This window comes from Yoonia maricola (assembly GCF_002797915.1).
In the GTDB taxonomy this organism is placed as follows: domain Bacteria; phylum Pseudomonadota; class Alphaproteobacteria; order Rhodobacterales; family Rhodobacteraceae; genus Yoonia; species Yoonia maricola.
The window spans coordinates 132,848-156,947 of sequence record NZ_PGTY01000004.1; the positions used below are offsets into that span (position 1 = coordinate 132,848).

At 56.5% G+C, this 24,100-nt stretch carries 24 protein-coding genes; 20 read left to right on the forward strand and 4 right to left on the reverse strand.

Translation table 11 applies throughout. From position 1 onward, the window contains the following. Positions 1-97: 97 nt before the first annotated feature. The 8 genes from BC777_RS17485 to BC777_RS17520 all read left to right on the forward strand — a co-directional run bounded on the left by BC777_RS17485 (position 98) and on the right by BC777_RS17520 (position 11,324). Complete coding sequence (locus tag BC777_RS17485; RefSeq protein WP_100369506.1) at positions 98-1,525, forward strand: NAD(P)-dependent oxidoreductase; 1,428 nt, start codon at positions 98-100, stop codon at positions 1,523-1,525. An 86-nt stretch (positions 1,526-1,611) separates the two neighbouring features. Next, positions 1,612-2,283, forward strand: coding sequence for a hypothetical protein (locus BC777_RS17490; RefSeq protein ID WP_100369507.1), 672 nt, complete (start codon positions 1,612-1,614; stop codon positions 2,281-2,283). Continuing rightward, complete coding sequence (locus BC777_RS17495; RefSeq protein ID WP_100369508.1) at positions 2,280-2,951, forward strand: hypothetical protein; 672 nt, start codon at positions 2,280-2,282, stop codon at positions 2,949-2,951. The genes BC777_RS17490 and BC777_RS17495 overlap by 4 nt, the downstream gene beginning before the upstream one ends. Before the next feature lie 55 nt (positions 2,952-3,006). Next, entirely contained in the window at positions 3,007-7,539 is a 4,533-nt protein-coding gene (gene gltB / locus BC777_RS17500; protein WP_100369509.1) for a glutamate synthase large subunit, read from the forward strand. Positions 7,540-7,621: 82 nt separating this feature from the next. Continuing rightward, positions 7,622-8,386 carry a monofunctional biosynthetic peptidoglycan transglycosylase gene (gene mtgA / locus BC777_RS17505; protein WP_100369688.1) on the forward strand — a complete coding sequence of 255 codons (765 nt, stop codon included), beginning with the start codon at positions 7,622-7,624 and terminating at the stop codon, positions 8,384-8,386. 65 nt (positions 8,387-8,451) lie between these two features. Continuing rightward, a complete protein-coding gene (gene fzlA / locus BC777_RS17510) occupies positions 8,452-9,117 on the forward strand; it encodes an FtsZ-binding protein FzlA (protein WP_100369510.1) in 666 nt (221 codons plus the stop codon). A gap of 15 nt (positions 9,118-9,132) precedes the next feature. Beyond that, the gene (queG, locus tag BC777_RS17515; protein WP_100369511.1) at positions 9,133-10,161 is read left to right on the forward strand and encodes a tRNA epoxyqueuosine(34) reductase QueG; all 1,029 of its coding nucleotides are present in this window, start codon (positions 9,133-9,135) and stop codon (positions 10,159-10,161) included. 2 nt (positions 10,162-10,163) lie between these two features. Next, the gene (locus BC777_RS17520; protein ID WP_100369512.1) at positions 10,164-11,324 is read left to right on the forward strand and encodes a PQQ-dependent sugar dehydrogenase; all 1,161 of its coding nucleotides are present in this window, start codon (positions 10,164-10,166) and stop codon (positions 11,322-11,324) included. A gap of 40 nt (positions 11,325-11,364) precedes the next feature. Here the strand turns inward: BC777_RS17520 and BC777_RS17525 are convergent, their stop codons facing one another. Next, the gene (locus BC777_RS17525; RefSeq protein ID WP_100369513.1) at positions 11,365-12,390 is read right to left on the reverse strand and encodes a fatty acid desaturase; all 1,026 of its coding nucleotides are present in this window, start codon (positions 12,388-12,390) and stop codon (positions 11,365-11,367) included. A gap of 114 nt (positions 12,391-12,504) precedes the next feature. On the opposite strand from BC777_RS17525, the gene BC777_RS17530 reads away from it, so the two are divergent. Then, the gene (locus tag BC777_RS17530; protein WP_100369514.1) at positions 12,505-13,425 is read left to right on the forward strand and encodes a DMT family transporter; all 921 of its coding nucleotides are present in this window, start codon (positions 12,505-12,507) and stop codon (positions 13,423-13,425) included. Here the strand turns inward: BC777_RS17530 and BC777_RS17535 are convergent. Then, on the reverse strand, positions 13,422-13,982 hold the full coding sequence (locus tag BC777_RS17535) for a hypothetical protein (RefSeq protein WP_168769212.1): 561 nt from the start codon (positions 13,980-13,982) through the stop codon (positions 13,422-13,424). The two genes, BC777_RS17530 and BC777_RS17535, sit on opposite strands and share 4 nt — an antisense overlap. A gap of 285 nt (positions 13,983-14,267) precedes the next feature. Here BC777_RS17535 and BC777_RS17540 point away from each other — a divergent pair, with 285 nt between their 5' ends. Beyond that, a complete protein-coding gene (locus BC777_RS17540) occupies positions 14,268-14,453 on the forward strand; it encodes a hypothetical protein (RefSeq protein WP_100369516.1) in 186 nt (61 codons plus the stop codon). A 48-nt stretch (positions 14,454-14,501) separates the two neighbouring features. Here the strand turns inward: BC777_RS17540 and BC777_RS17545 are convergent, their stop codons facing one another. Beyond that, positions 14,502-15,371, reverse strand: coding sequence for a branched-chain amino acid aminotransferase (locus BC777_RS17545; RefSeq protein WP_100369689.1), 870 nt, complete (start codon positions 15,369-15,371; stop codon positions 14,502-14,504). A 147-nt stretch (positions 15,372-15,518) separates the two neighbouring features. Between BC777_RS17545 and BC777_RS17550 the strand changes: the two genes are divergently transcribed. Both BC777_RS17550 and BC777_RS17555 read left to right on the forward strand, forming a co-directional pair. Then, positions 15,519-16,025 carry a MarR family winged helix-turn-helix transcriptional regulator gene (locus BC777_RS17550; protein ID WP_100369517.1) on the forward strand — a complete coding sequence of 169 codons (507 nt, stop codon included), beginning with the start codon at positions 15,519-15,521 and terminating at the stop codon, positions 16,023-16,025. Next, a complete protein-coding gene (locus tag BC777_RS17555; protein ID WP_100369518.1) occupies positions 16,022-16,723 on the forward strand; it encodes a response regulator in 702 nt (233 codons plus the stop codon). The genes BC777_RS17550 and BC777_RS17555 overlap by 4 nt, the downstream gene beginning before the upstream one ends. Before the next feature lie 27 nt (positions 16,724-16,750). Here BC777_RS17555 and BC777_RS17560 read toward each other — a convergent pair whose 3' ends face one another. After that, a complete protein-coding gene (locus BC777_RS17560; protein ID WP_100369519.1) occupies positions 16,751-17,497 on the reverse strand; it encodes a hypothetical protein in 747 nt (248 codons plus the stop codon). A gap of 107 nt (positions 17,498-17,604) precedes the next feature. On the opposite strand from BC777_RS17560, the gene BC777_RS17565 reads away from it, so the two are divergent. From BC777_RS17565 to BC777_RS17595, 8 genes are all read left to right on the forward strand, one after another. Continuing rightward, on the forward strand, positions 17,605-18,528 hold the full coding sequence (locus BC777_RS17565; RefSeq protein WP_100369520.1) for a histone deacetylase family protein: 924 nt from the start codon (positions 17,605-17,607) through the stop codon (positions 18,526-18,528). Continuing rightward, the gene (locus BC777_RS17570; RefSeq protein WP_100369521.1) at positions 18,525-18,758 is read left to right on the forward strand and encodes an exodeoxyribonuclease VII small subunit; all 234 of its coding nucleotides are present in this window, start codon (positions 18,525-18,527) and stop codon (positions 18,756-18,758) included. Before BC777_RS17565 ends, BC777_RS17570 begins: the two co-directional genes overlap by 4 nt. 4 nt (positions 18,759-18,762) lie before the next feature. Further along, a complete protein-coding gene (locus BC777_RS17575; RefSeq protein ID WP_245834459.1) occupies positions 18,763-19,659 on the forward strand; it encodes a polyprenyl synthetase family protein in 897 nt (298 codons plus the stop codon). 11 nt (positions 19,660-19,670) lie between these two features. Then, positions 19,671-21,584, forward strand: a complete 1,914-nt coding sequence (gene dxs / locus BC777_RS17580; RefSeq protein WP_100369523.1) for a 1-deoxy-D-xylulose-5-phosphate synthase — start codon at positions 19,671-19,673, stop codon at positions 21,582-21,584. A 207-nt stretch (positions 21,585-21,791) separates the two neighbouring features. Next, positions 21,792-22,391 carry a nicotinamide riboside transporter PnuC gene (pnuC, locus tag BC777_RS17585; RefSeq protein ID WP_211095397.1) on the forward strand — a complete coding sequence of 200 codons (600 nt, stop codon included), beginning with the start codon at positions 21,792-21,794 and terminating at the stop codon, positions 22,389-22,391. Between the two features lie 152 nt (positions 22,392-22,543). Beyond that, positions 22,544-23,377, forward strand: a complete 834-nt coding sequence (locus BC777_RS17590) for an AAA family ATPase (protein WP_168769213.1) — start codon at positions 22,544-22,546, stop codon at positions 23,375-23,377. 127 nt (positions 23,378-23,504) lie between these two features. Continuing rightward, positions 23,505-23,681, forward strand: a complete 177-nt coding sequence (locus BC777_RS19420; protein WP_168769214.1) for a hypothetical protein — start codon at positions 23,505-23,507, stop codon at positions 23,679-23,681. A gap of 85 nt (positions 23,682-23,766) precedes the next feature. Beyond that, on the forward strand, positions 23,767-24,093 hold the full coding sequence (locus BC777_RS17595; protein ID WP_100369525.1) for a DUF3775 domain-containing protein: 327 nt from the start codon (positions 23,767-23,769) through the stop codon (positions 24,091-24,093). Positions 24,094-24,100 lie beyond the last annotated feature (7 nt).

Genomic DNA, 24,100 nt, shown 5'->3' on the forward strand with positions numbered 1-24,100 from the left:
CCTTCGATTTTCTTTCATATAGGTCAGTAATGCTGCCTTTTCATTTCGATTGCGGCGTTTTAAAAGGCGGCTCGCCTCGCCAAACGGGAGAATAGCCATGGCTGGTCAGAAGATGTTGAAGTTCACCAAAGTCGAACGGGATATGCCTGAAAAGCGCCCGCCGAACTTGCGTAAAGAAGACTTCGGCGAGATTTATGCAGAGTACGCCCGCGACAAGGCCGCCGAGCAGGCCAGCCGGTGTAGCCAGTGCGGGGTGCCTTACTGCCAGACCCATTGCCCGCTGCATAACAACATTCCCGATTGGCTGCGCTTGACCGCGGAAGGCCGGCTGGAAGAAGCCTATGAAATCAGCCAAGCGACCAATACGTTCCCAGAGATTTGTGGCCGTATCTGCCCGCAGGACCGTTTGTGTGAAGGTAACTGTGTGATTGAACAGTCTGGCCATGGCACTGTGACCATCGGGTCTGTTGAAAAATACATCACCGATACGGCGTTTGAGGAAGGCTGGGTCAAACCCATCCGTCCGCATGCGGAGCGGAGTGAAAGCGTTGGTGTTATTGGCGCCGGCCCCGGTGGTCTGGCCGCGGCGGATATGCTGCGCCGTCAGGGTGTGCAGGTCACGGTTTATGACCGTTATGACCGTGGCGGCGGCCTGCTGACCTACGGCATTCCCGGTTTCAAGCTGGAGAAAGATATCGTCATGCAGCGCATGGCGCAGCTGGAAGATGGCGGCGTGCAGTTCGTGTTGAACTGTAATGTGGGTGAAGACCTGTCGTTCGACGCCATTCGCGGCAAGCATGATGCAGTTTTGATCGCGACGGGCGTTTATAAGACGCGTGATTTGCCAGAGTCAGGTGCGGAAGGCATCGTCGATGCCATCGACTATCTTACTGCAAGCAATCGCAAGAGCTTTGGTGATGATGTGCCGGAGTTTGACAGCGGTGAACTGAACGCCGAAGGCAAGCGTATCGTTGTTATTGGTGGTGGTGATACGGCGATGGACTGTGTTCGTACTGCTGTGCGCCAAGGCGCTGAGAGCGTGAAGTGTCTCTACCGCCGTGACCGCGCCAATATGCCCGGATCGCAGCGTGAAGTGCAGAATGCAGAAGAAGAGGGCGTTGAGTTCGTCTGGCTGTCTGCGCCGAACGGCTTTGAGGGCGATGCGGTGACAGGTGTTAAGGTTCAGAAAATGCGCCTTGGGGCGCCAGATGCCACTGGTCGTCAGGCACCTGAGTTGATTGAAGGCTCCGACTATGTCGAGGGCGCCGATATTGTGATCAAGGCGCTTGGCTTTGAACCCGAAGACCTGCCGAAGTTGTGGGGCGTCGATGGGTTGGAAGTGACGCGTTGGGGGACGGTGAAGGCCGATTTCAACACGGGTGCGACCAGCCTTCAGGGTGTTTATGCCGCTGGCGATATCGTGCGCGGAGCCTCGCTTGTTGTTTGGGCGATCCGCGATGGGCGTGACGCTGCGACCGCGATGCTGGAGTATCTGGGACAGGCAGCAAACGTCGCCGCCGAGTGATATGCAACGCGTACACAACCTGTACACATGCCGTACATACACATCGCAACACATACGTCACTAATACTGACCTGAAGGGTTAAAAAATGATGAAGCCTTGGATGATCCTGACTGCACTTGTTGCAGCTACTCCCGCCGCCGCCCAGCAAAGCTTTGCTGCACCCGAGGGGTGTGAAGCGGTGTTGACGGTGCAGAACAAGGGCTGCGTCATGATCAATGTCTGGCAATGCGATGCGGATGATCCGGGTGATCAATGGATCGCCCTATTGACGCAGGCGGGTGTCTTTAGCGTGCAGAAGGTTGATTCAGAGTTTCAATGGATCGAAGCCTATAAGGTGACTGGAAACCAGCGCCTTATCACCCCGGCCGAAGATTCTGCTTCCTTGACTGAATTGTTTGAGACCCAGATCGACACATGGGACTTTACGCTGGAAACCGAGGATGGGACCGAGCGGAATGTTGGCTATGACCTGCTGACCGGCGAGACGACCGAGATTGATGGCGAGGTTTTGCTGAACACCGAATTTCAAGGCCGCACGATTGATCAGGACGGCAATGAAATTGACGCCAGCAACGGCCGCCAGTTTGTCAGTGAAAAGCACCGCCTTTTCTTCTTTGGGGAAAGTTGGCCGCAGGAAGACCCTGATCAGATCGTCGATATGTCACCGGTTGAATTCATCTATCCGGGCGAGCCTGGGTTTTTCTCGGACACGCCGAAGTATGAATGCAACGAAATTGACGCAGGATTTCGGCCATGAGAACGGCACTTGCCTTGATCTGTCTTGCGGCCCCTGCCGCCGCACAGGATGCACCCGGTACATTCAACGTACCTGCGGGCTGTACCGCCTATCTGACCGTGCAAAGCGAAAGCTGTCAGGTGAACCATCACTTTACCTGTCAGGGTGATCCCGAAGGACATCAACGTCGCGTCAGTCTTGATGAGCGTGGTGTGACCTATGCCGGCGTGATCGACAATGAAACCCAGTGGATCAGCAGCTTTCATGTCATGAGCGGGCATCGTGAGGTGTTGGAAAGCGACCCGGCAGAGCCTGCCTCGCTTTCTGATCTGATTGAAAGCGGTGTGGATGATTATGACTTCCGCACCCTCTCGGATGAAATCGGTACCACACGTTATGTGGGTCAGGACACGCTGACTGGCCGCGAGATCACGATTGATGGGGTCACGCTGGCCGAGACGACCTATGACATCACAGCCTTTGATGAGGCTGGCAATGAGGTCTGGTCCTCCAAGGGGCGCGAATTCATCAGCCGCAACTGGCGGATGTTTTTGTCAGGAACAGGTATGGTGACCACGTCCGAAGGTGCGTTTGAGCAAAGCAACCGCCCCGTGGAGTTTATCTATCCCGGTGAACCGGGGTTCCTGAGCAGCAGCCCGAAACATGGCTGCGGGATTGCGATCTCTTAAGACCTGAAGTTCAAGCCCATCCCCTGTGATGGCCCCGCCCGTGAAAGGAAATACAATGACAACATATGACGAAACTTGGGTCGCGACCGAGGAAGCCAAGCGTCAGTGGATGGCTGAAAATGGTCTCTATAAGGACGATGATGAGCACGCCTCTTGTGGTGTGGGTCTTGTGGTATCGATTGATGGCACTGCGTCGCGCGATGTTGTCGAAAAAGGCATTGATGCGCTGAAGGCCGTTTGGCACCGCGGCGCTGTGGATGCTGATGGCAAGACAGGTGACGGCGCGGGTATTCATGTGCAGATCCCGGTTCCGTTCTTCTATGACCAGATCCAGCGGACAGGCCATGAGCCTGATCAGGATCACCTGATTGCTGTTGGTCAGATTTTCCTGCCTCGTACGGATTTTGCCGCACAGGAACGTTGCCGCACGATTGTGGAAACCGAGGTGCTGCGCATGGGTCACTATATATATGGCTGGCGCCATGTGCCGGTGAACACCGAAGTGCTGGGTGACAAGGCTAACGCGACGCGGCCAGAGATTGAACAGATTCTGATCCGTAACGACAAGGGTTTGGATGAGGAACAGTTCGAGCGTGAGCTCTACATCATTCGTCGTCGGATTGAGAAGGCAGCGACCGCTGCTGGCATCGGTGGCATGTATGTGTGTTCTCTGTCCTGCCGGTCGCTGATCTATAAGGGTATGATGCTGGCTGAGCAGGTGGCGGAGTTTTACCCCGACCTGATGGACGCGCGGTTCGAAAGCGCCTTTGCGATCTACCACCAGCGTTATTCTACCAACACCTTCCCGCAATGGTCTCTGGCCCAGCCGTTCCGCATGTTGGCCCATAATGGCGAGATCAACACGCTGAAAGGCAACGTCAACTGGATGAAAAGCCATGAAATCCGCATGGCATCCGGTGCGTTTGGCGACAAGGCCGAGGATATCAAGCCGATCATTCCATCGGGTGCGTCGGATTCCTCTGCATTGGATTCCGTATTTGAAGTTCTGGTCCGCGCGGGCCGCAATGCCCCGATGGCCAAGACCATGATGGTGCCAGAGGCATGGTCCCAGCAGGCGGTGGAAATGCCACAGGCGTGGCAGGATATGTACGGTTACTGCAACGCCGTGATGGAGCCGTGGGACGGCCCCGCCGCCTTGGCGATGACAGATGGCCGTTGGGTTTGCGGTGGTCTGGACCGCAACGGTCTGCGCCCCTTGCGCTATGTTGTGACGGGTGATGGCCTGCTGGTTGCAGGGTCCGAGGTGGGCATGGTGCCTGTCGATGAAGGATCGGTTGTTGAGAAAGGCGCGCTTGGTCCGGGGCAGATGATTGCTGTGGATATGCAAGAGGGCCGGTTGTTCCATGATGAGGAACTGAAGGACAAACTGGCCGCGGCGCAGCCGTTTGGCGATTGGGTCAAGAAGGTCGTTGACCTGAATGCCGTGATGCGCGATGTGCCAGAGAAGGCGCTGTTCGAAGGCGCTGATCTGCGCACCCGTCAGGTTGCGGCCGGGTACAGCATCGAAGAGTTGGAGCAGGTGCTGGCCCCGATGGCCGAGGATGGCAAGGAAATGATTGCTTCGATGGGCGATGATACGCCTTCCGCCGTGCTGTCCAAAACCTACCGACCGCTGTCGCATTTTTTTCGCCAAAACTTCTCTCAGGTGACCAACCCGCCAATTGATTCACTGCGCGAAAGCCGGGTGATGTCGCTGAAAACGCGGTTTGGAAACCTCAAGAACGTACTGGACGAAGACAGTTCACAGACTGAGATTTTGCAATTGGCCAGTCCCTTTGTCGGCAATGCCGAGTTTGATGAAATGGTCCGCCATTTTGGTGACAACGTGGCTGTTATCGACTGCTTGTTTGAGCCGGGTCCCGGTGCGCTGAATGCCGGTCTGCAACGTATTCGGTCAGAAGCAGAGGATGCTGTTCGCTCTGGCGCCGGGCATATTGTGCTGACCGATCAGAACCAGTCCGCAGACCAAGTTGCGATGCCAATGATCCTTGCGACATCTGCGGTGCATTCCGGCCTGACCTCCAAAGGTCTGCGCACCTTCTGTTCGATCAACGTGCGTGCGGCGGAATGCATTGATCCGCACTATTTTGCCGTGCTGATCGGCTGTGGTGCTACCACCGTGAATGCGTATCTTGCGCAGGATTCGATTGCGGACCGTTTGCGTCGCGGGCTGATTGACGGCACGCTGACCGAGGCGATGCAGCGTTATCGTGCAGCGATTGATGCAGGTCTTTTAAAGATCATGTCAAAGATGGGTATTTCGGTGTTGTCCTCCTATCGCGGCGGTCTGAATTTTGAGGCTGTTGGTCTAAGCCGTGCGATGGTCGCCGAATACTTCCCCGGCATGCATTCGCGCATCTCTGGTATTGGTACGTCAGGTATCCAGACCAAGGTTGAAGAAGTGCACGCGAAAGGCTGGAAAGGCGGTTCTGACGTGCTGCCTATCGGTGGTTTCTACAAGGCCCGCCGATCCGGTGAAAAGCACGCTTGGGAAGCGCAGACGATGCATATGCTGCAAGCGGCGTGCAACAATGCGAGCTATGCGCTTTGGCAGCAATTCTCGAAATCCATGCAGTCAAACCCACCGATCCATCTGCGTGATCTGCTGGCGATTAAGCCGCTGGGTAAAGCGATCCCGATTGAAGAGGTGGAGAGCATTACGGCCATCCGCAAGCGTTTCGTGACGCCGGGTATGTCGCTTGGGGCGCTGAGCCCTGAGGCGCACAAGACATTGAACGTTGCGATGAACCGGATTGGTGCGAAGTCGGATAGTGGTGAGGGTGGCGAAGACCCCGCACACTTCAACCCAGAGCCAAATGGTGACAATCCATCTGCAAAGATCAAGCAGGTGGCGTCGGGTCGCTTTGGCGTGACGGCTGAATATCTGAACGCCTGTGAAGAACTTGAGATCAAGGTTGCCCAAGGCGCCAAGCCCGGTGAGGGTGGCCAGTTGCCGGGGATGAAGGTCACAGACCTGATCGCCCGTCTGCGTCATTCAACCAAAGGTGTGACGCTGATTTCACCGCCGCCGCACCACGATATTTACTCGATCGAGGATCTGGCACAGCTGATCTATGATCTTAAGCAGATCAACCCGCGTTGTAAGGTGACGGTCAAGCTGGTGTCATCGTCGGGTGTCGGCACGATTGCCGCTGGTGTGGCCAAGGCCAAGGCTGATGTGATCCTGATTTCGGGGCACAATGGCGGGACCGGTGCATCGCCTGCGACGTCGATTAAATACGCTGGTTTGCCGTGGGAAATGGGCCTGACCGAAGCGCACCAAGTACTTGCCATGAACAACCTGCGCGAGCGGATTACGCTGCGCACAGACGGTGGCCTGCGCACCGGTCGTGACATCGTTATGGCCGCGATGATGGGTGCGGAAGAATACGGCATTGGTACCGCCGCGCTGATCGCGATGGGTTGTATCATGGTGCGCCAATGTCAGTCGAACACATGCCCTGTGGGTGTGTGTACGCAGGATGAAGCCCTGCGCGAGAAGTTTACGGGCAATGCCGACAAGGTCGTGAACCTGATCACTTTCTATGCGACTGAGGTGCGTGAAATCCTTGCCTCTATCGGCGCGCGGTCTTTGGACGATGTGATTGGCCGTGCTGATCTGTTGACCCAAGTGTCGCGTGGATCAGCGCATCTCGATGATCTGGACCTCAACCCGCTGCTGATCACGGTCGATGGTGCCAACAAGATCACCTATGACCGCTACAAGCCCCGCAATGTTGTCGATGACACGCTGGATGCGCAGATCGTGAAGGACGCGGCGCGCTTCCTCAACGACGGTGAGAAGATGCAGTTGGACTATGCAGTGCAGAACACGTTGCGCACCATCGGGACACGGACGTCGTCGCACATCGTGCAGCAGTTCGGCATGCGCAACGCGTTGCAGCCGGACCACCTGACGGTGAAACTGCGCGGCAGCGCGGGCCAATCGCTCGGCGCTTTTGCGGCACCGGGGCTGAAATTGGAAGTATCCGGTGATGCCAATGATTATGTCGGCAAGGGTCTGTCGGGGGGCACGATTGTTGTGCGTCCGCCGATGGTCAGCCCGCTGGTTGCGTCTGAGAACACGATTATCGGCAACACGGTGCTTTATGGTGCCACCGATGGCTACCTCTTTGCCGCCGGTCGCGCGGGCGAACGTTTTGCTGTGCGGAACTCTGGCGCGAAAGTGGTGATCGAGGGCTGCGGGACCAATGGTTGTGAATACATGACTGGTGGTGTCGCCGTGATCCTCGGGTCGATTGGGGCCAACTTTGGGGCCGGGATGACCGGAGGGATGGCTTATCTTTATGATCCCAAAGGGGAAGCGGCTGATCTGATCAATATGGAAACGCTGGTGACCAATTCGGTTACGGTGGATCATTGGCATGACCAGTTGAAAAATCTGATCGAGCGCCATGCGGAAGAGACGGGCAGCCGAAAGGCTGCCGACATTCTGCAACATTGGGACCTTGAGAAGGACAACTTCGTACAGGTTTGCCCAAAAGAGATGCTGGTGCATTTGCCCGCGCCACTAAGCATTGAAGACGCAGCGATCCCTGCGGAATAAATGACACGCCCCCGCGTTGAAATACGCGTGGGGGTGGTGCATCTTCTTGACCTGTTAACCGCTGCCATGGCTTATGGGGGCGATGGCAGAAACGAGTACAGCAAAGAAGAAACCGGCGAAAAAACCGGCACCTAAGAAGAAACCTGCGAAGAAGACCAAGAAACTCGGCCCGATAGAGCGGTTTCGGCGGTTGACGCGGCGGGTAATTTTTTGGGGTCTCTTTGCGGTGTTCTCTTTCGCGCTGCTTTGGACGCTGCTTTATGCGGTCATCAACCCCCCGACGACGCCCTATATACGGTCAGAGGCGCATCGCTTGGTCAGCGTTGAACAGGAATGGGTTGATCTTGAGGATGTGGCACCTATCATGGCTCGCGCTGTTGTGGCCGCAGAGGATGCAAATTTCTGTCTGCACTGGGGCCTTGATGTGAATGCGATCCAATCGGCGGTAGAACGCGGGCGCGGAGGTGCTTCGACCATCTCGCAGCAGGTCGTGAAGAATGTCTTCCTGTGGCATGGGCGCAGTTGGTTGCGCAAAGCGATTGAAGCTGTTTGGACGCCACTAACCGAGGCGGTGTGGTCAAAGCGCCGAATTGTTGAGATTTATCTGAACGTGGCTGAGTTCGATGAAGGAGTCTTTGGCGTGCAGGCGGCGGCGCGGCATTACTTTGGCGTCGATGCATCCAATCTGAGCAATACGCAGGCGGCACGTCTGGCCGCCATTTTGCCGTCGCCCAAGAACCGCTCTGCGAGCAACCCAAGCTCCTTCACGCGCAGCCGTGCGGCCTCGATCCTCAGTGGTGCGGCGACGATTGCGGCGGATGGGCGCGCGGAATGCTTTGAAAACTGACCCCTGCCATTGATCAGCCCGGCGGCTTGCGGCATTGAAGAGGCAGTCCTTTGAGTGAGCAAACCATGAACACCCTGTATCATTACCCTCTGTCCCCGTTTTCCCGCAAAGTCCGTCTATGCCTTGGCGAAAAGAAGATCGAAGTGGGGCTGGTTGAAGAACGTTATTGGGAAGAGGACCCAGATTTTCTGCGTCGCAACCCTGCGGGCAAGGTCCCGGTATTGAAGATGGATGGGCGCACGCTGTCGGATAGCGTCGCGATTTGTGAATATATCGAAGAGACTAACCCAACGCCTGCTTTGCTGCCCAAAACCCCTGATGCGCGTTGCGAAGTGCGCCGTTTAGTAGGTTGGTTTGATGATAAGTTTTATCACGAGGTCACCATCAACCTGACGGGTGAGCGCGTGTTTCGTAAGGTGATGGGGCGCGGTTATCCTGATAGCACGAATGTAAAGGCCGGAGCGAAGGCGATTAAGTATCACCTTGATTACATGGCCCGTTTGCTGGACGAGCGCCGATGGCTCGCGGGAAATGATATGACGATGGCGGATTTTGCAGCTGCCGCGCAACTATCGTGCCTTGATTACACCAGCGATGTGGATTGGAACCGGCATGAGGTACTTAAGGATTGGTATGCCAAGATCAAATCCCGCCCTGCCTTTCGGTCGATCCTGGCGGATGAGGTGCCAGGGTTTCAACCAGCGGCTCATTATGCTGATCTGGATTTCTAACCGCCGCGTGCGCGCATGAAAGACCGTCTGATTGCCTTCGCCAAAGAAGCCGGGTTTGCCTCTGTTGGTGTGTGCCGGCCGGACGCGGTGCCGGAATTGCCAGAGCGATTGCAGGCCTTTGTCGATGCCGGGATGCATGGGCAAATGGGCTGGATGGCAGAGCGGATGAATTGGCGCAGTGATCCGGCGGCGTTGTGGCCCGCCGCCCGATCGGTTGTCATGTTGGCGGAGCCCTATACGCCAGAGCATGATCCCTTGGCGGTTTTGGAGGAGCATGACGTGGGCGCGATCAGTGTGTATGCCCAGAACCGTGATTATCATGATGTGGTCAAGAAGCGGCTCAAGCGTGTGGGGCGCTGGTTGATTGAACAGGAACCGGGGGCCGAGATTAAGGTGTTTGTTGACACCGCCCCTGTGATGGAGAAACCGCTTGCGCAGGCCGCGGGCCTCGGCTGGCAGGGGAAGCATACGAATTTGCTGAGCCGCGATTTGGGGAACTGGTTTTTTCTGGGAGCGATTTTTACGACTGTGGATTTGGCACCCGATGAGGTCGAGGTCAGTCACTGTGGGTCTTGCACCGCCTGTTTGGACATCTGCCCGACGGCAGCCTTTCCTGCACCATATCAATTGGACGCACGGCGCTGCATTTCCTATCTGACGATTGAGCATAAGGGCCCGGTGGATGAAGAGCTGCGCCCCCTGATGGGTAACCGCATCTATGGCTGCGATGACTGTCTGGCCATTTGCCCCTGGAACAAGTTTGCGCATGAGGGCCGCGATGCCAAGTTGGCGGCGCGCGATGATTTGGTGGCACCCCCTTTGGCAAAGCTGGCCGCTTTGGATGACGCCGCCTTTCGTACGTTGTTCTCTGGCTCTCCGATCAAACGCATTGGGCGGGACCGGTTTGTGCGCAATGTCGCTTACGCGATTGGCAATTCAGGTGATCGGGCGTTGGCTGCTGCCGTTTCACCTTTGGTTGATGATTCTGATCCGGCGGTGGCGGATGCCGCGCGTTGGGCTATCTTGCGGTTGAAGGAGGACTGACCATGATCCGCATTCTTGCTATTTTGGCGCTTGTTATGGCGGCCGGTGTCGCTGCGATGGCGCAGGTTGCACAAGGCCGCCCGAACGCTGATTTTGCACCGGCCTTTGCAGAACAGACCCGCGCGCCTGCACTTCCCGAAACCACGATTTCGGTTGAGGTGTTTGCCGATGGTTTGGATGGCCCGTGGGGGATTGCGCCCTTGGGCAATGGGCAGTTTTTGGTGACCGAGAAACCCGGTGCTTTGCGCCTGATCAACGCTGATGGCAGTGTATCTGGCCCGCTTTCCGGTTTGCCGGATGTTGCCGCACAGGGACAGGGTGGTTTGCTGGATGTGGCAGTTTCACCCCGCTTTGCGCAGGATCGGACGATCTTTTGGACATATTCCAAATCTGTGCGCGGTGGCGTGGTGACTGCCGCGGCGCGGGGCGTGTTGGCCGCTGATGGCAGCCTGAGTGGGGTCGTCGACATCTTTGTGCAGGACAACCCTGCACGCAATGGTCGCCACTTTGGCAGTCGGATCATTCCTATGCCGGATGGCACCGTTTGGATTACAACCGGAGATCGCGGTGCGGGGGACAGTGGCACGCTTGTGCAGAACATCGATAGCACCCATGGGAAGGTCATTCGTATCAATGCGGATGGCACGGTGCCCGCCGATAACCCCTTTGTTGGCCGGGATGGTGATGATCAAATCTGGTCGCTGGGCCATCGTAATATGCAAGGGGCAGCCATTGGCCCCGGCGGGCTTTGGACGATTGAACATGGGCCGCGCGGTGGGGATGAGTTGAACCAACCGCAGGCTGGGCTGAACTATGGCTGGCCAGTTGTCAGCTATGGGATCAACTATCGCGGCTCTGATGTAGGTCAGGGCGCTGCGCGCGCTGCGGGGTTTGAGGAACCGGTCTATTACTGGGATCCCGTGATCGCGCCAGGTGGGATGATGTTTTACGATGGACCCTATGCCGATTGGCAAGGTGATTTGCTGATTGCATCACTGAACCCCGGCGGGCTTGTCCGATTAAAAATACAAGGTGGGCGCGTCGTCGGTGAGGAACGGATGTTGACCGATGTCGGCCGCATCCGCGATGTCGAAGTCTTGGACGATGGTGCGGTTTTGGTCCTGCTGGATGCAGGGCAGGTGCTACGCGTAACGCCGGGGTAGCAGGACTTCCCGGATCAAGTCCGGGACTGCGACATCTTTCCTATGCAGCCAGCTTGCGCGCTGCTGCGAAAGAGATCAGCCGCTTTGATTTTTCATCCCATAGATCAAGGCTGGCACATTTGATACTTTGAGCGATGGTCATGCGGCTGACCTCGACCAACTCATTGTGATCGCGCAGAACCTCTGTCAGCCGGTAAAACGGGATGCGGCTGTAAAGGTGGTGTATGTGGTGGATGCCGATATTGGCGGTGAACCAGCGCAGGATCGGTGGCAGGTCATAGTGAGAGCTGCCGTGCAAAGCGGCCTCGTGCAATTGCCAGTCTTCCGATTGTTCCCAATGCGTCGTTTCAAACTGGTGTTGGACGTAGAATAGCCAGACACCAATGGAGGCTGCAATCAATGTCGTCGGCAGGAAGACAAGGAAGAGCGCCTGAAAGCCGCCGAAATATACGATGGTGCCAAGGATCGTCAGGATCGCAGCATTGGTGCCCATCGCGCTGATCCAGTATTTGTGTCCTTGATTCATCAGGCCCAGTGGCAGCCTGTTTTGCAGGAAGAACAAATATGTTGGCCCAAGGCCGAACATCACCAGCGGATGCCGATACGCACGGTACAGCATACGCCCAAAGGCTGTTCGCTGGTGATATTCTTCAACCGTTAACGTCATCACATCGCCAATGCCGCGTTGATCAAGGTCGCCGGCATGGCTGTGGTGAATAGAATGTGTACGCCGCCAAACGTCATACGGGGTCAACGTCACGACGCCCAAAGCGCGTCCGATCCAGTCGCTGACGTCCCGGTTGCCGAAAAACGACCCATGCCCGCAATCATGCTGAATGCAGAACAGGCGCAGCAGGAAAAGCCCATTGGCGCAAGAGATCAGGAATGCCGCGAAATAGCTGTATTGTGCGACCCAACAGGCCAGCACCCAAAGCACGACAAAGGGGATCAAACTAATGGCGAGTTCAAAGCTGCTGCGGAAGCTGCTTGGTTCGCGGTATTTTGCTAAAATCTGAACCCAATCGCGAGGGGACATATTTGCGGGGGTCTGATTTTTATCTTGCATATACTGCTTCTTAGCCTGAGTTGGTTGTCGATACCCTAACGTCAGGCATTAGCAAGGGAAAAAGGCTTCATTGTGGTGGAACTGCGTCCTAGTGTAGCGATGAAGGGAACCACTATGCAGCCCATTCGCGGCATCGTTTTCAAAGTTATGTCGGTCTGCATGTTCATGGGCATGGCGAGCCTTGTGAAGGCGGCTTCGGTCGACGTGCCGCCGGGGCAGGCGGTGTTCTTTCGGTCGTTTTGTGCCTTGCCGATTATCCTGGGCTGGCTGGCGATCCGGCATGAGTTGCGGGATGGATGGAAGACCAAAAACCCGATGGGGCACGTCTGGCGTGGGTTGGTTGGAACATCGGCCATGGGGCTGGGGTTCACCGGTTTGGGGCTATTGCCTTTGCCAGAGGTCACGGCCATTGGCTATGCCGCACCGCTATTGGTGGTGGTCTTTGCCGCGATGTTTCTAAATGAAAATGTGCGCCTGTTCCGCCTGTCCGCTGTGGCGATGGGTATGGTTGGCGTCTTGATTGTGTTGTCGCCGCGTCTGTCTGTGGGCGCGTCTTTGAACACGTCCGAGACATTGGGCGCCGTTGTTGTTCTGATGGGTGCAGTGTTGGCGGCATTGGCGCAGGTCTTTGTGCGCAAGCTGGTGGCGACAGAAACGACAGCGGCGATTGTGTTCTGGTTCATGATCACATCGACGGTGATGGCGTTGTTTACCCTGCCGTGGGGCTGGGTTATCCCACCTTGGCAGGTTGCAGTCATGCTGATCATGGCCGGGTTGTTGGGTGGTATCGGACAGATTTTGCTGACCTCAAGCTATCGCTATGCCGACGCGTCGCTGGTCGCCCCTTTTGACTATACCTCGATGATCCTGGCCTTGCTGATCGGTTATTTTATCTTCGATGAAGTCCCGACCGGGACCATGCTGATCGGCGCCGGCATTGTGATTGCTGCGGGTGTGCTGATCATCTGGCGCGAGCGTGCGCTGGGCCTGCAGCGCGCGCAGCAACGCAAGGCAACGGGGAATGTTGGAAACTAAGTCCGGCTTTTGCGGAACTTCTTAAACAGAGATTTGACCCATGCCTTTTTGCGGGCAAAGCCGGGTGGCGCTGCATCGACGTCAAGCCCCAGCTCAGCGAAAAGCGACCATAGATGAGGTGCTTCGTTTGGGAGCAAATGTGGTGGCACCTTGATCGGCGCACCCCCTGCTGGTTCTAAAAACCGCTGTGGGATTTTGAATGGCAAAGCGCCCTGTGGGTGTGCCATCACCTTTTGCCTGACCCGCGCGATTATGCGCGGTTCTGCGTCCGATGAATCCACCTGCAAACGATGCGTGCGGTAAGAACCGGTGTCCCAGTTTAATAACACAAGGGCAAATAAGTCAGATGAACCCGGCCGCTGCGGAAGTGGCCGAGGATTATCAAGATACTGTGCGGGGTCGCTCCGATAGAAGGCATGCACGGCAATCGCGAAATCGCACTCTGTCTGGCTAAGCATCCAATACACCAGCCCATCATGTTCGGGGCCTTTGGTACGTCGCACCGTATCCAGCCAAAGATCCTGTGGCGCAGATTTGAGGATGCGGCGCAGCTGCATTTCACTGCTTGAGAGTTTTGATTTGAAGCGCGCGGATGCCGCGCTTGCGTCGTTGGAAGGGACCATGAAACTTCTGACAATTTGAACCGTATTACTATCCCATGGAAAGCCGCCCGAACTTTGTCTGTGGTGAACGCATTTATGTATTTAATGTTTCGCGCATAGATACAATTTTATGAGAATGCGTGCTTTGCATGGCTGGGCGCGGGCAATACCGGGGTTTGCCGACTGGGGCGCGAATCCCTTGAAAATATGCTATGATCGGTCATCAGATCGGAGGATGAGATGACAAAACATGTATTCGACAGACCAAAGACTGTTTCAGGTGCCATGATGCTGCGCGCCGCGAGGATTGAACGCAAAAAGCGGCCAAGCCGCGCGACATTGATCCTGCAACGACGCAGCCGTCATAGGGATTGGGCGCAGCGCGCGAAATTCTACAGACAGTTTGCACGCGATGCGGATTTGTAATGAAAAAAGGGGCGCAACTGCGCCCCTTCGTCCAATTGTGGCGGTGGTTTAGGCCCTGACCAGCTTCTCATAGTCTTCAGCGATCTCGCGTGTGATTGCGCCAACCTCAAAATTGTAGTCGCCTATCTGGCCTACTGGCGTGACCTCTGCTGCCGTGCCTGTTAGCCAGCATTGCTCGAACCCTTCCAACTCTTCGGGCATGATAACCCGCTCGTGCACGGTCAGCCCCTTGTCTTTGAGCATGCCAATGACCGTCTGGCGGGTGATCCCGTTGAGGAACGCATCGGCGTTGGGTGTGTGCACTTCGCCGTCTTTGATAAAGAAGATATTGGCGCCCGTCGCCTCGGCCACATAGCCGCGGTAGTCGAACATCATGGCGTCGGAGCAGCCTTTCGCCTCGGCCGCGTGCTTGGACATGGTGGCGATCATATAGAGGCCCGCGGCCTTGGCCTGTGACGGGGCAGTTTCCGGGCTGGGGCGCTTCCATTTCGCGATGTCCAGCTTCGCGCCCTTCATCTTTGCATCGCCGTAATAGTTGCCCCATTCCCAAACGGCAACGGCCAGATGGACGGGGTTTTTCGCCGCTGCGACACCCATATCTTCACCAGACCCGCGCCACGCAACAGGGCGCACGTAAGCGTCTTTCAGGCCATTCGCGTCGAGGGCGGCTTGTTTGGCGGCTTCGATTTCATCGACCGAGTAGGGGATGTCAAAGTCGATCAGCTGACCTGATTTGATGAGACGTTCAGAGTGTTCGCGCGATTTGAAAATCTTGCCAGAATAGCACCGCTCGCCCTCAAAGACCGAAGAGGCGTAGTGCATGGCGTGTGTCAGGATGTGCACATTTGCATCGCGCCAGTCGACCAACTGGCCGTCCATCCAGATCTTTCCGTCTCTGTCGTCATATGCACCGGCCATCGTATCCTCCATCCGTTTTGCATTTGTTACGCAGGTAGGTCCGTTTCGGACATAATATTGCGTAGTTTCTGCGTTTTCTTACGAGTTGATTCTTGGAATGTCAACAAAGCTGACGTATTGTGGTGGTAGACCAAGGGGAGGACGTGCATGAACGACGGGATGCCGCCGCAGATGGGCCAGAGCCTGCTGTTCCTGACGGATGAGCAGTTGCGAAAAGGGATTGAGGCGATGTTTTTCGCCTATCGCGGCTTTACCGCTGACCCAGACCGTATCCTTGCGCAAAAGTCCTATGGCCGCGCCCATCACCGCGCGATCCATTTCATTCATCGGAGTCCGGGTACGACGGTGAACAATCTGTTGTCCATTCTTGGCGTTACAAAACAATCGCTTAATCGTGTCTTGCGTAGTTTGATCGAAGACGGTTTGGTGGCGAGCACTGTGGGGCAGCGTGACAAACGTGAGCGCCATTTGCATTTGACAGAAGCTGGTGCAGAGTTGGAACGCGCATTGTCGGATGCCCAGCGCGACCGGATGCGGGCGGCATATCGTGCTGCAGGTCCGGCGGCGGTTGCCGGGTTTCGGCAGGTGCTGGAAGCGATGATGGATGAAGAGACGCGCCACCATTATGAGGCGATGAAGGATAGACCGGAATGAGTAACGATGACGCCCACCTGCTGATTGTTGATGATGATGAACGTATTCGCGGCCTGTTGCAGAAGTTTCTGATACGGTCTGGTTTTCTGGTCAGCACCGCCCGTGATGCCGCCCATGCGCGGCGTATCCTGTCAGGGTTGGAATTCGACCTGATCGTGTTGGATGTGATGATGCCGGGGGAAGATGGCATGGCGTTGTGCCGTGACCTGCGCAAGACAATCACAACGCCGATCATGTTGCTAACCGCCAAGGGCGGCACCGATGATCGGATTACGGGGCTAGAGGCGGGCGCAGATGATTATCTGGCCAAACCGTTTGAACCGAAAGAACTGTTGTTGCGGATCAACGCGATCCTGCGCCGTATGCCTGCCACAGAACCGGTGGTTGTCTTGCCCAAGGTCCTCAACATGGGGCCTGTGCGCTATGATATTGAGCGGGGCGAAATGTGGCATGGCGAAAAGCTGGTGCGCCTGACAGCGACCGAGAGCCAGTTGATGCGTATTTTCTCGGGCTGCCCGGGTGAGGCTGTGACGCGGACGCGGTTGGTTGAAGAACTCAGCCGTTCTGGCGGACAGACACAGGAACGCGCTGTTGATGTGCAGATCACACGGTTACGCCGCAAGATCGAGGTTGACCCCAAGCAGCCGCGCTATCTGCAGACCGTGCGCGGGGCCGGGTATATGCTGGCGCCGGAGTAAAGGGCCAGCCGGATGTTGCCACTACCTTTATCTCAGCTGTATGTGGATATGATCGTCGTGGCGGGCGGCCCTACATCCTTGGAAGCGTATTTTAGGATGAGCCACGTTAAGGCTTTGCACCAAGTGCGGCTCAACAAAAATCCGTCCGATGCGCTGCTCATTCGCCAAAAGTTGTAACACAGCACGATTGCGTTCTGGATCCAACGCGTAGTCGGGCCACAAGGGCTGCAGCGCATCGAAGTTCCACCTCAGCGACGGCCATTCTTGCGGGCAATCGCTTGGCCCCTGCTCGAAGGCGAAATAGCCGATAGGGGAACGTGTTGCGCCGGCTAGATAGCCTGTCTCATCTTCATAGTAGAATGCCAGATCCACCTTCTCGCCGTCGTCATGTGACAGGTGTGGAAGCAGCGGGAAGTTGTCAAAGAATGGAAAATTCGCGTCGAGTATCAGCGTTGTTGTCCCGGGATAACGTTGGTCCATGGTGCTTGCAGTTTGTTCAAGAACATCCGCAAGTTCCGGGGTTACGTAGTTGCGGTTCAAGCCGCAGTACATCCAGCTTTGTATCTGGAGAGGGCCATCCGCGGCACAGCTAAGAGCTACTCTGCCAAAGCTGGGCGCAATCGGGATCGCCGCCACTGTCATCGCGGTGTACGTCAACACAAAGGCAAGCAGCCCTCTTTGAAACAAAAGCCCGACAAGCCATGCCAAGCCGCCAATCTGCGTAAGCATGGTCAGTAGAAGTACAATTACAAAGTGCAGCAGAAGGCGAAACATATCCTTAGGCTAACGTAAGGCCTGCCAACGGCAAGCCGCAAAGAAGGTGGATGGTAGCGAACGGGAACATGGTTGCGCTTTTGCACTGAATCTCGTCTTTTGTGCCTATGACAACAGCCTTGATTTCTCATGAAGACTGCGCAGACCACGTGACGCCCCCCGGCCATCCCGAACAGGTGGCGCGGCTGGATGCGGTTTTGGGTGCGCTGGACGCTTTGCCGCTAGAGCGCGTGAAGGCCCCTTTGGCTGCTGAGGACGATCTTTTACGTGCACATCCGAAGGCACATGTAGATGCTATTCGTGCGGCGGCACCCGAAGAAGGCTGGCGGTCACTGGACGCTGATACGCATATGTCAGTTGGCACTTTGAAAGCTGCCTATCGCGCCGCCGGTGGTGTCGTACGTGCTGTTGATATGGTGTTGGGTGGCGAGGTGGCGAATGCTTTTGCCGCTGTACGTCCACCCGGCCATCATGCCGAACGGCAGACGGCGATGGGCTTCTGCTTTTTCGGCAATGTCGTGGTTGGGGCCAAACATGCGTTGGACCATCATGGGCTTGAGCGGGTGGCGATTGTTGATTTTGATGTGCATCACGGCAACGGCACGCAAGATCTGGTTGAGGATGATCCGCGTATCCTGTTTTGCTCTACCCATCAGTCCCCGCTTTATCCCGGCACGGGGGCTGCCCATGAGGTTGGCGTTGATAATGTCCTGAACGTACCCTTGCCTGGGGGCACAGGATCAAAGGCGTTCCGTGATGTGATGGAGCGGGTGGTGCTGCCACGTGTTGACGCATTCTCTCCGCAACTCGTCATAATTTCGGCTGGATTTGATGCACATATGGATGATCCATTGGCGGGTATGAACCTGACGACCGAAGACTTTGGTTGGGTGACCGCGCGCTTGTGTGATGTGGCCGACCGGCATTGTGAGGGTCGGGTGGTATCGAGTCTCGAAGGTGGATATGACTTGGCGGCATTGGGCGCATCTGCGGCAGCCCATGTGAAGGTTCTGGAGGAAAGAGGCCGATGAGCGACGTTGAAAAGATGAGCTTTGAAGACGCGATTAAAGAGTTGGAAACCGTTGTCGGTCAGCTTGAGCGCGGCGATGTGGCTTTGGACGAAAGTATTGCCCTCTATGAGCGGGGGGCTGCGTTGAAAGCGCGGTGTGAGGCGAAGTTGAAAGAAGCCGAGGAAAAGGTGGCCAAGATCACCTTGGGTGAAACCGGTACGCCCGCAGGGACTGCACCTCTTGATGGTTGATGGCATGAAAACATATCAGATCGCGGCTTTGCAACGCAAACCACTGCAAGACGCATTAGCGCAAGCATCGAAGTTGACCGAAGCCCGCATTGGCTTTGCTCTGAGCGGGCTGGAAGGCGATGTGCCTGCGGCGATGCTTTATGCGGCATCCGGTGGCAAGGCGTTGCGTGCTTTTCTGGCTTTGGAGACGTCGCGGATGCTGGGGATCAATCCAGTGGCCGCCGCTGGTGCTGCCGCTGCGATTGAATGTATCCATGCCTATTCGCTGGTGCATGATGACCTGCCTTGCATGGATGATGATGATTTGCGCCGTGGTCAGCCGAGTGTCCACAAGAAGTGGGATGAGGCCACGGCGGTTCTGGCTGGTGATGGCTTGCAGGCGCTGGCGTTTGAATTGCTGGTGCAGGCCGAATGCGCGCCGCGTGCCAAGTTGAACCTGCTGATGTCATTGGCCAATGCTGCGGGTGCGCGCGGTATGGTGGGTGGGCAGGCCGCTGATATTGCCGCCGAAACCGCCGCAGCGCCACTGGATTTGCAGCAGATCATGGATTTGCAGGCCGCCAAGACGGGCGCTTTGATTTCCTGGTCCGCCCTTGTTGGTCCGCGCATGGCCGAGGCAGAGCGCGAGCCTTTGTCGATCTATGGCACGTCCTTGGGTCTGGCTTTCCAGATTGCCGATGATGTGCTTGATGCGACTGGCGATGCCGCGACCGTAGGCAAGGCAGTGGGCAAGGATGCCGCCGCCGGTAAGGCCACTTTCGTGTCTTTGCTGGGTCTTGATGGGGCAAAAAGCCGCGCGGCTGCTCTGGTGGAAGAGGCTTGCGATGCGCTATCTCCTTATGGTGACGATGCGGATACATTGAAAGAAGCCGCTCAGTTTGTGATTGCGCGTACGCATTAAGAAAGGTCGCTATGTCAGACCAACCCCGCACCCCTGTTTTGGACCGCGTCAACACGCCTGACGATATGAAGGGCATGTCTGACGCAGAGCTGCGTCAGTTGGCCGATGAGTTGCGGGCCGAGACGATCTCGGCCGTTTCGGTGACGGGTGGGCATTTGGGTGCCGGCCTGGGCGTGGTCGAGATGACGGTTGCGCTGCATGCAGTCTTTGATGCGCCCAAGGACAAGATCATCTGGGACGTGTCGCACCAATGCTATCCGCATAAGATCCTAACGGGCCGTCGTGACCGTATTCGTACGCTACGGACCGAGGGAGGTCTCAGCGGTTTTACCAAACGCTCTGAAAGCCCATATGATCCTTTTGGTGCGGCCCATTCGAGCACCTCAATTTCTGCGGCGCTTGGTTTTGCCGTCGCCCGCGACCTGGGTGGTGAAGGTGGCGACGCAATTGCTGTGATCGGCGATGGCGCCCTGTCTGCGGGCATGGCCTATGAGGCAATGAACAACGCTGGTCACTTGGGCAAGCGCTTGATTGTGATCCTGAATGACAATGAGATGTCGATTGCCCCGCCGACGGGTGCCATGTCGTCTTATCTGTCGCGCCTTTATGCAGGCGAGCCGTTTCAGGAATTCAAGGCCGCCGCGAAGGGTGCCGTTTCGCTGCTGCCCGAACCGTTCCGCGAAGGGGCCAAGCGGGCCAAGGATATGCTCAAGCATATGACCGTCGGTGGGACGTTGTTTGAAGAGCTTGGTTTTTCTTATCTCGGCCCGATTGATGGACATGACATGGAGCAGCTTTTGTCAGTGCTGCGTACTGTCAAAGACCGGGCCGATGGCCCGATCCTGATTCATACGATTACCAAGAAGGGCAAGGGATATGCCCCTGCAGAGCGTGCCAGCGATAAGGGCCATGCGACTGCCAAGTTTGATGTGGTCACAGGTGAGCAGAAGAAGGCGCCAAGCAACGCGCCGTCTTATACATCCGTTTTCGCTGAAAGCCTGTGCAAGCTGGCCGCTGATGATCCCAAGATTTGCGCCGTCACGGCGGCGATGCCTGATGGCACAGGGCTGACCAAATTTATGGAACGCTACACCAGCCGCTGTTTTGACGTTGGTATCGCCGAACAACACGCGGTGACGTTTAGTGCGGGGCTTGCTGCGGGCGGGATGCGTCCGTTCTGTGCGCTTTACTCGACTTTCCTGCAACGCGGCTATGATCAGGTTGTGCATGATGTGGCGATCCAGCGGTTACCGGTCCGTTTTGCGATTGACCGTGCAGGGCTTGTGGGTGCCGATGGCGCGACCCATGCGGGGTCTTTTGATGTGGGTTATCTGTCAAACTTGCCTGGTTTCGTCGTTATGGCAGCGGCAGATGAGGCCGAACTGGTGCGCATGGTGGCGACTGCCGCGGCGCATGACGAAGGCCCGATTGCGTTCCGCTTCCCGCGTGGTGAAGGGGTGGGCGTTGAAATGCCAGAGAACCCGGAATTGCTTGAGATCGGCAAAGGCCGCATGATCCGTGATGGCAAACAGGTCGCGATCCTGTCGTTTGGGACCCGCTTGCAAGAGGTCACGGCGGCCTGTGAGGCGCTGGAGGCGAAGGGGATCAAGCCGACCGTGGCCGACGCGCGCTTTGCCAAACCGTTGGACCGGGATTTGATTTTGCAATTGGCGGCAGATCACGACGCGCTGATCACGATCGAAGAAGGGGCCGTGGGCGGTTTCGGATCGCATGTCGCGCAGTTGTTGGCGGATGAGGGTGTCTTTGATGATGGTATCAAGTACCGCTCCATGGTGCTGCCTGACACGTTTATCGACCAGGCCAGCCCCAAGGCGATGTATGATGTGGCCGGTATGAACGCCGAACATATCGAAGCCAAGGTGCTTGAGGTGATGGGCGTAGCGACGCTGGAGAAGCGGGCATAGGGCCAGTGGCAGTTTAGAGCCCACTTTACCGCGTTACTGCATCACAGCTGATGTCTGCTAGTGCGGGAGCCAAACCTCTGCACAACTTTTTGCTGACTGTTGATGGCCTTGAACATATCGGCGCTGGAAGGGTCGGATTATGTTGGTTGTATCACCCCAATGAATTGCTGTTTAAACTCGGTAAGTTAAGCGAGAAGGGTAAGCGATATGTTGGAGTTCTTCTGGGGCATGGTTGGCAGCCGCCCTATCGAGTGGCTCGCGGTTGTATGTGGAATACTGAACGTAAGTCTGATCATCAGACGTTCGATCTGGAATTACCCGTTCGGCTTTGCCGTGGTAACGCTATATTTTTTCATCTTCTGGGAATATCGGCTCTATAGTGATGCGCTGCTACAGGTCTACTTTTTCTTTATTCAGTTCTACGGCCTCTATGTCTGGATAAACGGGCGTGCGCCCGACGGTCGGGTCATCGTGGCGCCTTTGGGAACTGGCATGTTCGCGTTTTATCTCGGGGCGACCGCCATTGTATGGTTATTCGTTGCGAGTCTGATGGCGGCCCATACCGATGCAGCCGCCCCGTACTGGGACGCGGCAGTGGCGGCGCTAAGCATAACTGCACAATTCCTATTGTCGCGAAGATACCTGCAAAGCTGGTATTTGTGGATTGCCGTGGATGTGCTGGCGATTGGCCTTTTCTACACCCGCGGACTGGAGCCGACGGCTGCACTTTACGTCGTGTTCCTATGCCTTGCTATCACAGGGTTATTCCAGTGGCGTCAGGCTGCGATGCGTCCTCTGACGACATGAAAACACACGGCTTTCTACTGGGGAAGTTTATGCCACCCCATGCGGGCCATCTCTATTGTGCCGAGGTCGGGAAAGCACGGTGTGATGTGATGACGGTGCTAGTGTGTAGTCATGACGCAGAGCCGATTGACGGACACCTAAGGGCCAAGTGGATGAGGGAATGCTTGTCGTGGCCCGGCTATCGCGTGCTGCACATGCATCGCGACATTCCGCAGGCACCAGAGGATCACCACGACTTTTGGCCTATCTGGCGCGCAGCAATTGCGGAGTTTCACCCCGAGCCGATTGATTGGGTCTTCGGTTCTGAAGGCTACGTCCACCGCCTCGCGCAGGAAGTCGATGCGCGGCCCTTTCCTGTGGACCCGGAGCGAAAGGTTGTGCCGGTGTCGGCGACCGCAATCCGAGAAGATTTGACGAGCAATTGGAGCCATGTGCCAGTTCCAGTGCGGAGCCACTACCAACGCCGCCTTGTTCTGGTGGGAGCCGAAAGCACTGGCAAGACGGTATTGTCCCAAGCTTTGGCCGCACGGCTTAAAAGTGTGCCGATCCCTGAATATGGGCGTGATTACGACGCCGTATTCCGACATGGGCAAGATTGGGTCGCGTCAGACTTTGAGGCGATCATGGCGGGCCACAAAGCGGTGGCCGATACGATGGCGGCGCGAGGTGGACCGATTATTGTCGAGGATACGGATGCCTTGCAAACGTTAGTTTGGGCCGAAGCGTTGTTAGGTAAAGTGCATAAGCCGCTCGTAGACTGGGCACGTTCTGCGGTTGAAGGGAAGACTTACCTTTTGCTCGACCATGCCACGCCTTGGGAAGATGACGGTACACGACATTTCCCTGATCCGGCGCGCCGAGCGTGGTTCACCGTCAAGCTGCGCTCTTGGTTGGATGATTTGGGGGCGGAGTGGAAATGCATCGAGGGTGAAGATTGGGCCGAGCGGACTGCAGCGGCCAATGTTCTTCTGGATGCGTTTAGCTAGCCTTCGCAAAAGGGCCGTTTATTGAACGGTTCGGCGAAACGAATCTTGGCGCGCTTTGATCCAAGGTACGCTTTGTCCCGCATGCCCACCATTGCTCGCCGCGCCGTACTGGACTACCGTCTCTCACATGAAACATGTTCCCAAAGAAAACACTGACGATGCTCTTATTCAGGAATTTCTGAACAAAGGCGGCAAGGTCAGTGTTGGCAAAACCAAGCCTTTGGCGGCTGAACTGGGTCTGAGCAATAATGTTTGGAACAACAAGCTGACCAAGGAAGAGAAAGCTGCGCGCGACAAGAAGTAAGTCGATGTGGATTGGCTAAAGCTTGCGCCAGATCAATGTTGCCTGCGTGTCGCTTCGCCATGCTGGACGCAAAGGAGGATATCCGATGTTACCAATCACAGCCGATAAGATCGCCGAGGTGATCATTCTGGCGCGCGAGCTTGACCGGGCCGAGAATGAGTTTGATGGCTTTGTTGATCAGCTTGCCGATGACGAAAAAGTCGGGCTGGTCGCCGTCTTTTGGATCGGGCGCGGGAGTTTTGAGCCCGAGGATTTCGCCGAAGCCTTAGCAACAGCGGAGCGCGAAGCGACGACGCCTGCCGCGGACTATCTGAAAGGGTCACCGCATTTGGCTGATCACCTTGAGGCCGGAATGGCCGCCCTTGGTGTGGATCCTTCGGCGGCTGAGGATGATCTTTACCGTCCCGCCTGAGTAAGGT

Coding starts and splice junctions, on each gene's coding strand:
- BC777_RS17485 (WP_100369506.1), top strand. CDS start 98: ATGGCTGGTCAGAAGATGTTGAAGTTCACCAAAGTCGAACGGGATATG.
- BC777_RS17490 (WP_100369507.1), top strand. CDS start 1,612: ATGATGAAGCCTTGGATGATCCTGACTGCACTTGTTGCAGCTACTCCC.
- BC777_RS17495 (WP_100369508.1), top strand. CDS start 2,280: ATGAGAACGGCACTTGCCTTGATCTGTCTTGCGGCCCCTGCCGCCGCA.
- gltB (WP_100369509.1), top strand. CDS start 3,007: ATGACAACATATGACGAAACTTGGGTCGCGACCGAGGAAGCCAAGCGT.
- mtgA (WP_100369688.1), top strand. CDS start 7,622: ATGGCAGAAACGAGTACAGCAAAGAAGAAACCGGCGAAAAAACCGGCA.
- fzlA (WP_100369510.1), top strand. CDS start 8,452: ATGAACACCCTGTATCATTACCCTCTGTCCCCGTTTTCCCGCAAAGTC.
- queG (WP_100369511.1), top strand. CDS start 9,133: ATGAAAGACCGTCTGATTGCCTTCGCCAAAGAAGCCGGGTTTGCCTCT.
- BC777_RS17520 (WP_100369512.1), top strand. CDS start 10,164: ATGATCCGCATTCTTGCTATTTTGGCGCTTGTTATGGCGGCCGGTGTC.
- BC777_RS17525 (WP_100369513.1), bottom strand. CDS start 12,390: ATGCAAGATAAAAATCAGACCCCCGCAAATATGTCCCCTCGCGATTGG.
- BC777_RS17530 (WP_100369514.1), top strand. CDS start 12,505: ATGCAGCCCATTCGCGGCATCGTTTTCAAAGTTATGTCGGTCTGCATG.
- BC777_RS17535 (WP_168769212.1), bottom strand. CDS start 13,982: ATGCAGCTGCGCCGCATCCTCAAATCTGCGCCACAGGATCTTTGGCTG.
- BC777_RS17540 (WP_100369516.1), top strand. CDS start 14,268: ATGACAAAACATGTATTCGACAGACCAAAGACTGTTTCAGGTGCCATG.
- BC777_RS17545 (WP_100369689.1), bottom strand. CDS start 15,371: ATGGCCGGTGCATATGACGACAGAGACGGAAAGATCTGGATGGACGGC.
- BC777_RS17550 (WP_100369517.1), top strand. CDS start 15,519: ATGAACGACGGGATGCCGCCGCAGATGGGCCAGAGCCTGCTGTTCCTG.
- BC777_RS17555 (WP_100369518.1), top strand. CDS start 16,022: ATGAGTAACGATGACGCCCACCTGCTGATTGTTGATGATGATGAACGT.
- BC777_RS17560 (WP_100369519.1), bottom strand. CDS start 17,497: ATGTTTCGCCTTCTGCTGCACTTTGTAATTGTACTTCTACTGACCATG.
- BC777_RS17565 (WP_100369520.1), top strand. CDS start 17,605: ATGACAACAGCCTTGATTTCTCATGAAGACTGCGCAGACCACGTGACG.
- BC777_RS17570 (WP_100369521.1), top strand. CDS start 18,525: ATGAGCGACGTTGAAAAGATGAGCTTTGAAGACGCGATTAAAGAGTTG.
- BC777_RS17575 (WP_245834459.1), top strand. CDS start 18,763: ATGAAAACATATCAGATCGCGGCTTTGCAACGCAAACCACTGCAAGAC.
- dxs (WP_100369523.1), top strand. CDS start 19,671: ATGTCAGACCAACCCCGCACCCCTGTTTTGGACCGCGTCAACACGCCT.
- pnuC (WP_211095397.1), top strand. CDS start 21,792: ATGTTGGAGTTCTTCTGGGGCATGGTTGGCAGCCGCCCTATCGAGTGG.
- BC777_RS17590 (WP_168769213.1), top strand. CDS start 22,544: ATGAGGGAATGCTTGTCGTGGCCCGGCTATCGCGTGCTGCACATGCAT.
- BC777_RS19420 (WP_168769214.1), top strand. CDS start 23,505: ATGAAACATGTTCCCAAAGAAAACACTGACGATGCTCTTATTCAGGAA.
- BC777_RS17595 (WP_100369525.1), top strand. CDS start 23,767: ATGTTACCAATCACAGCCGATAAGATCGCCGAGGTGATCATTCTGGCG.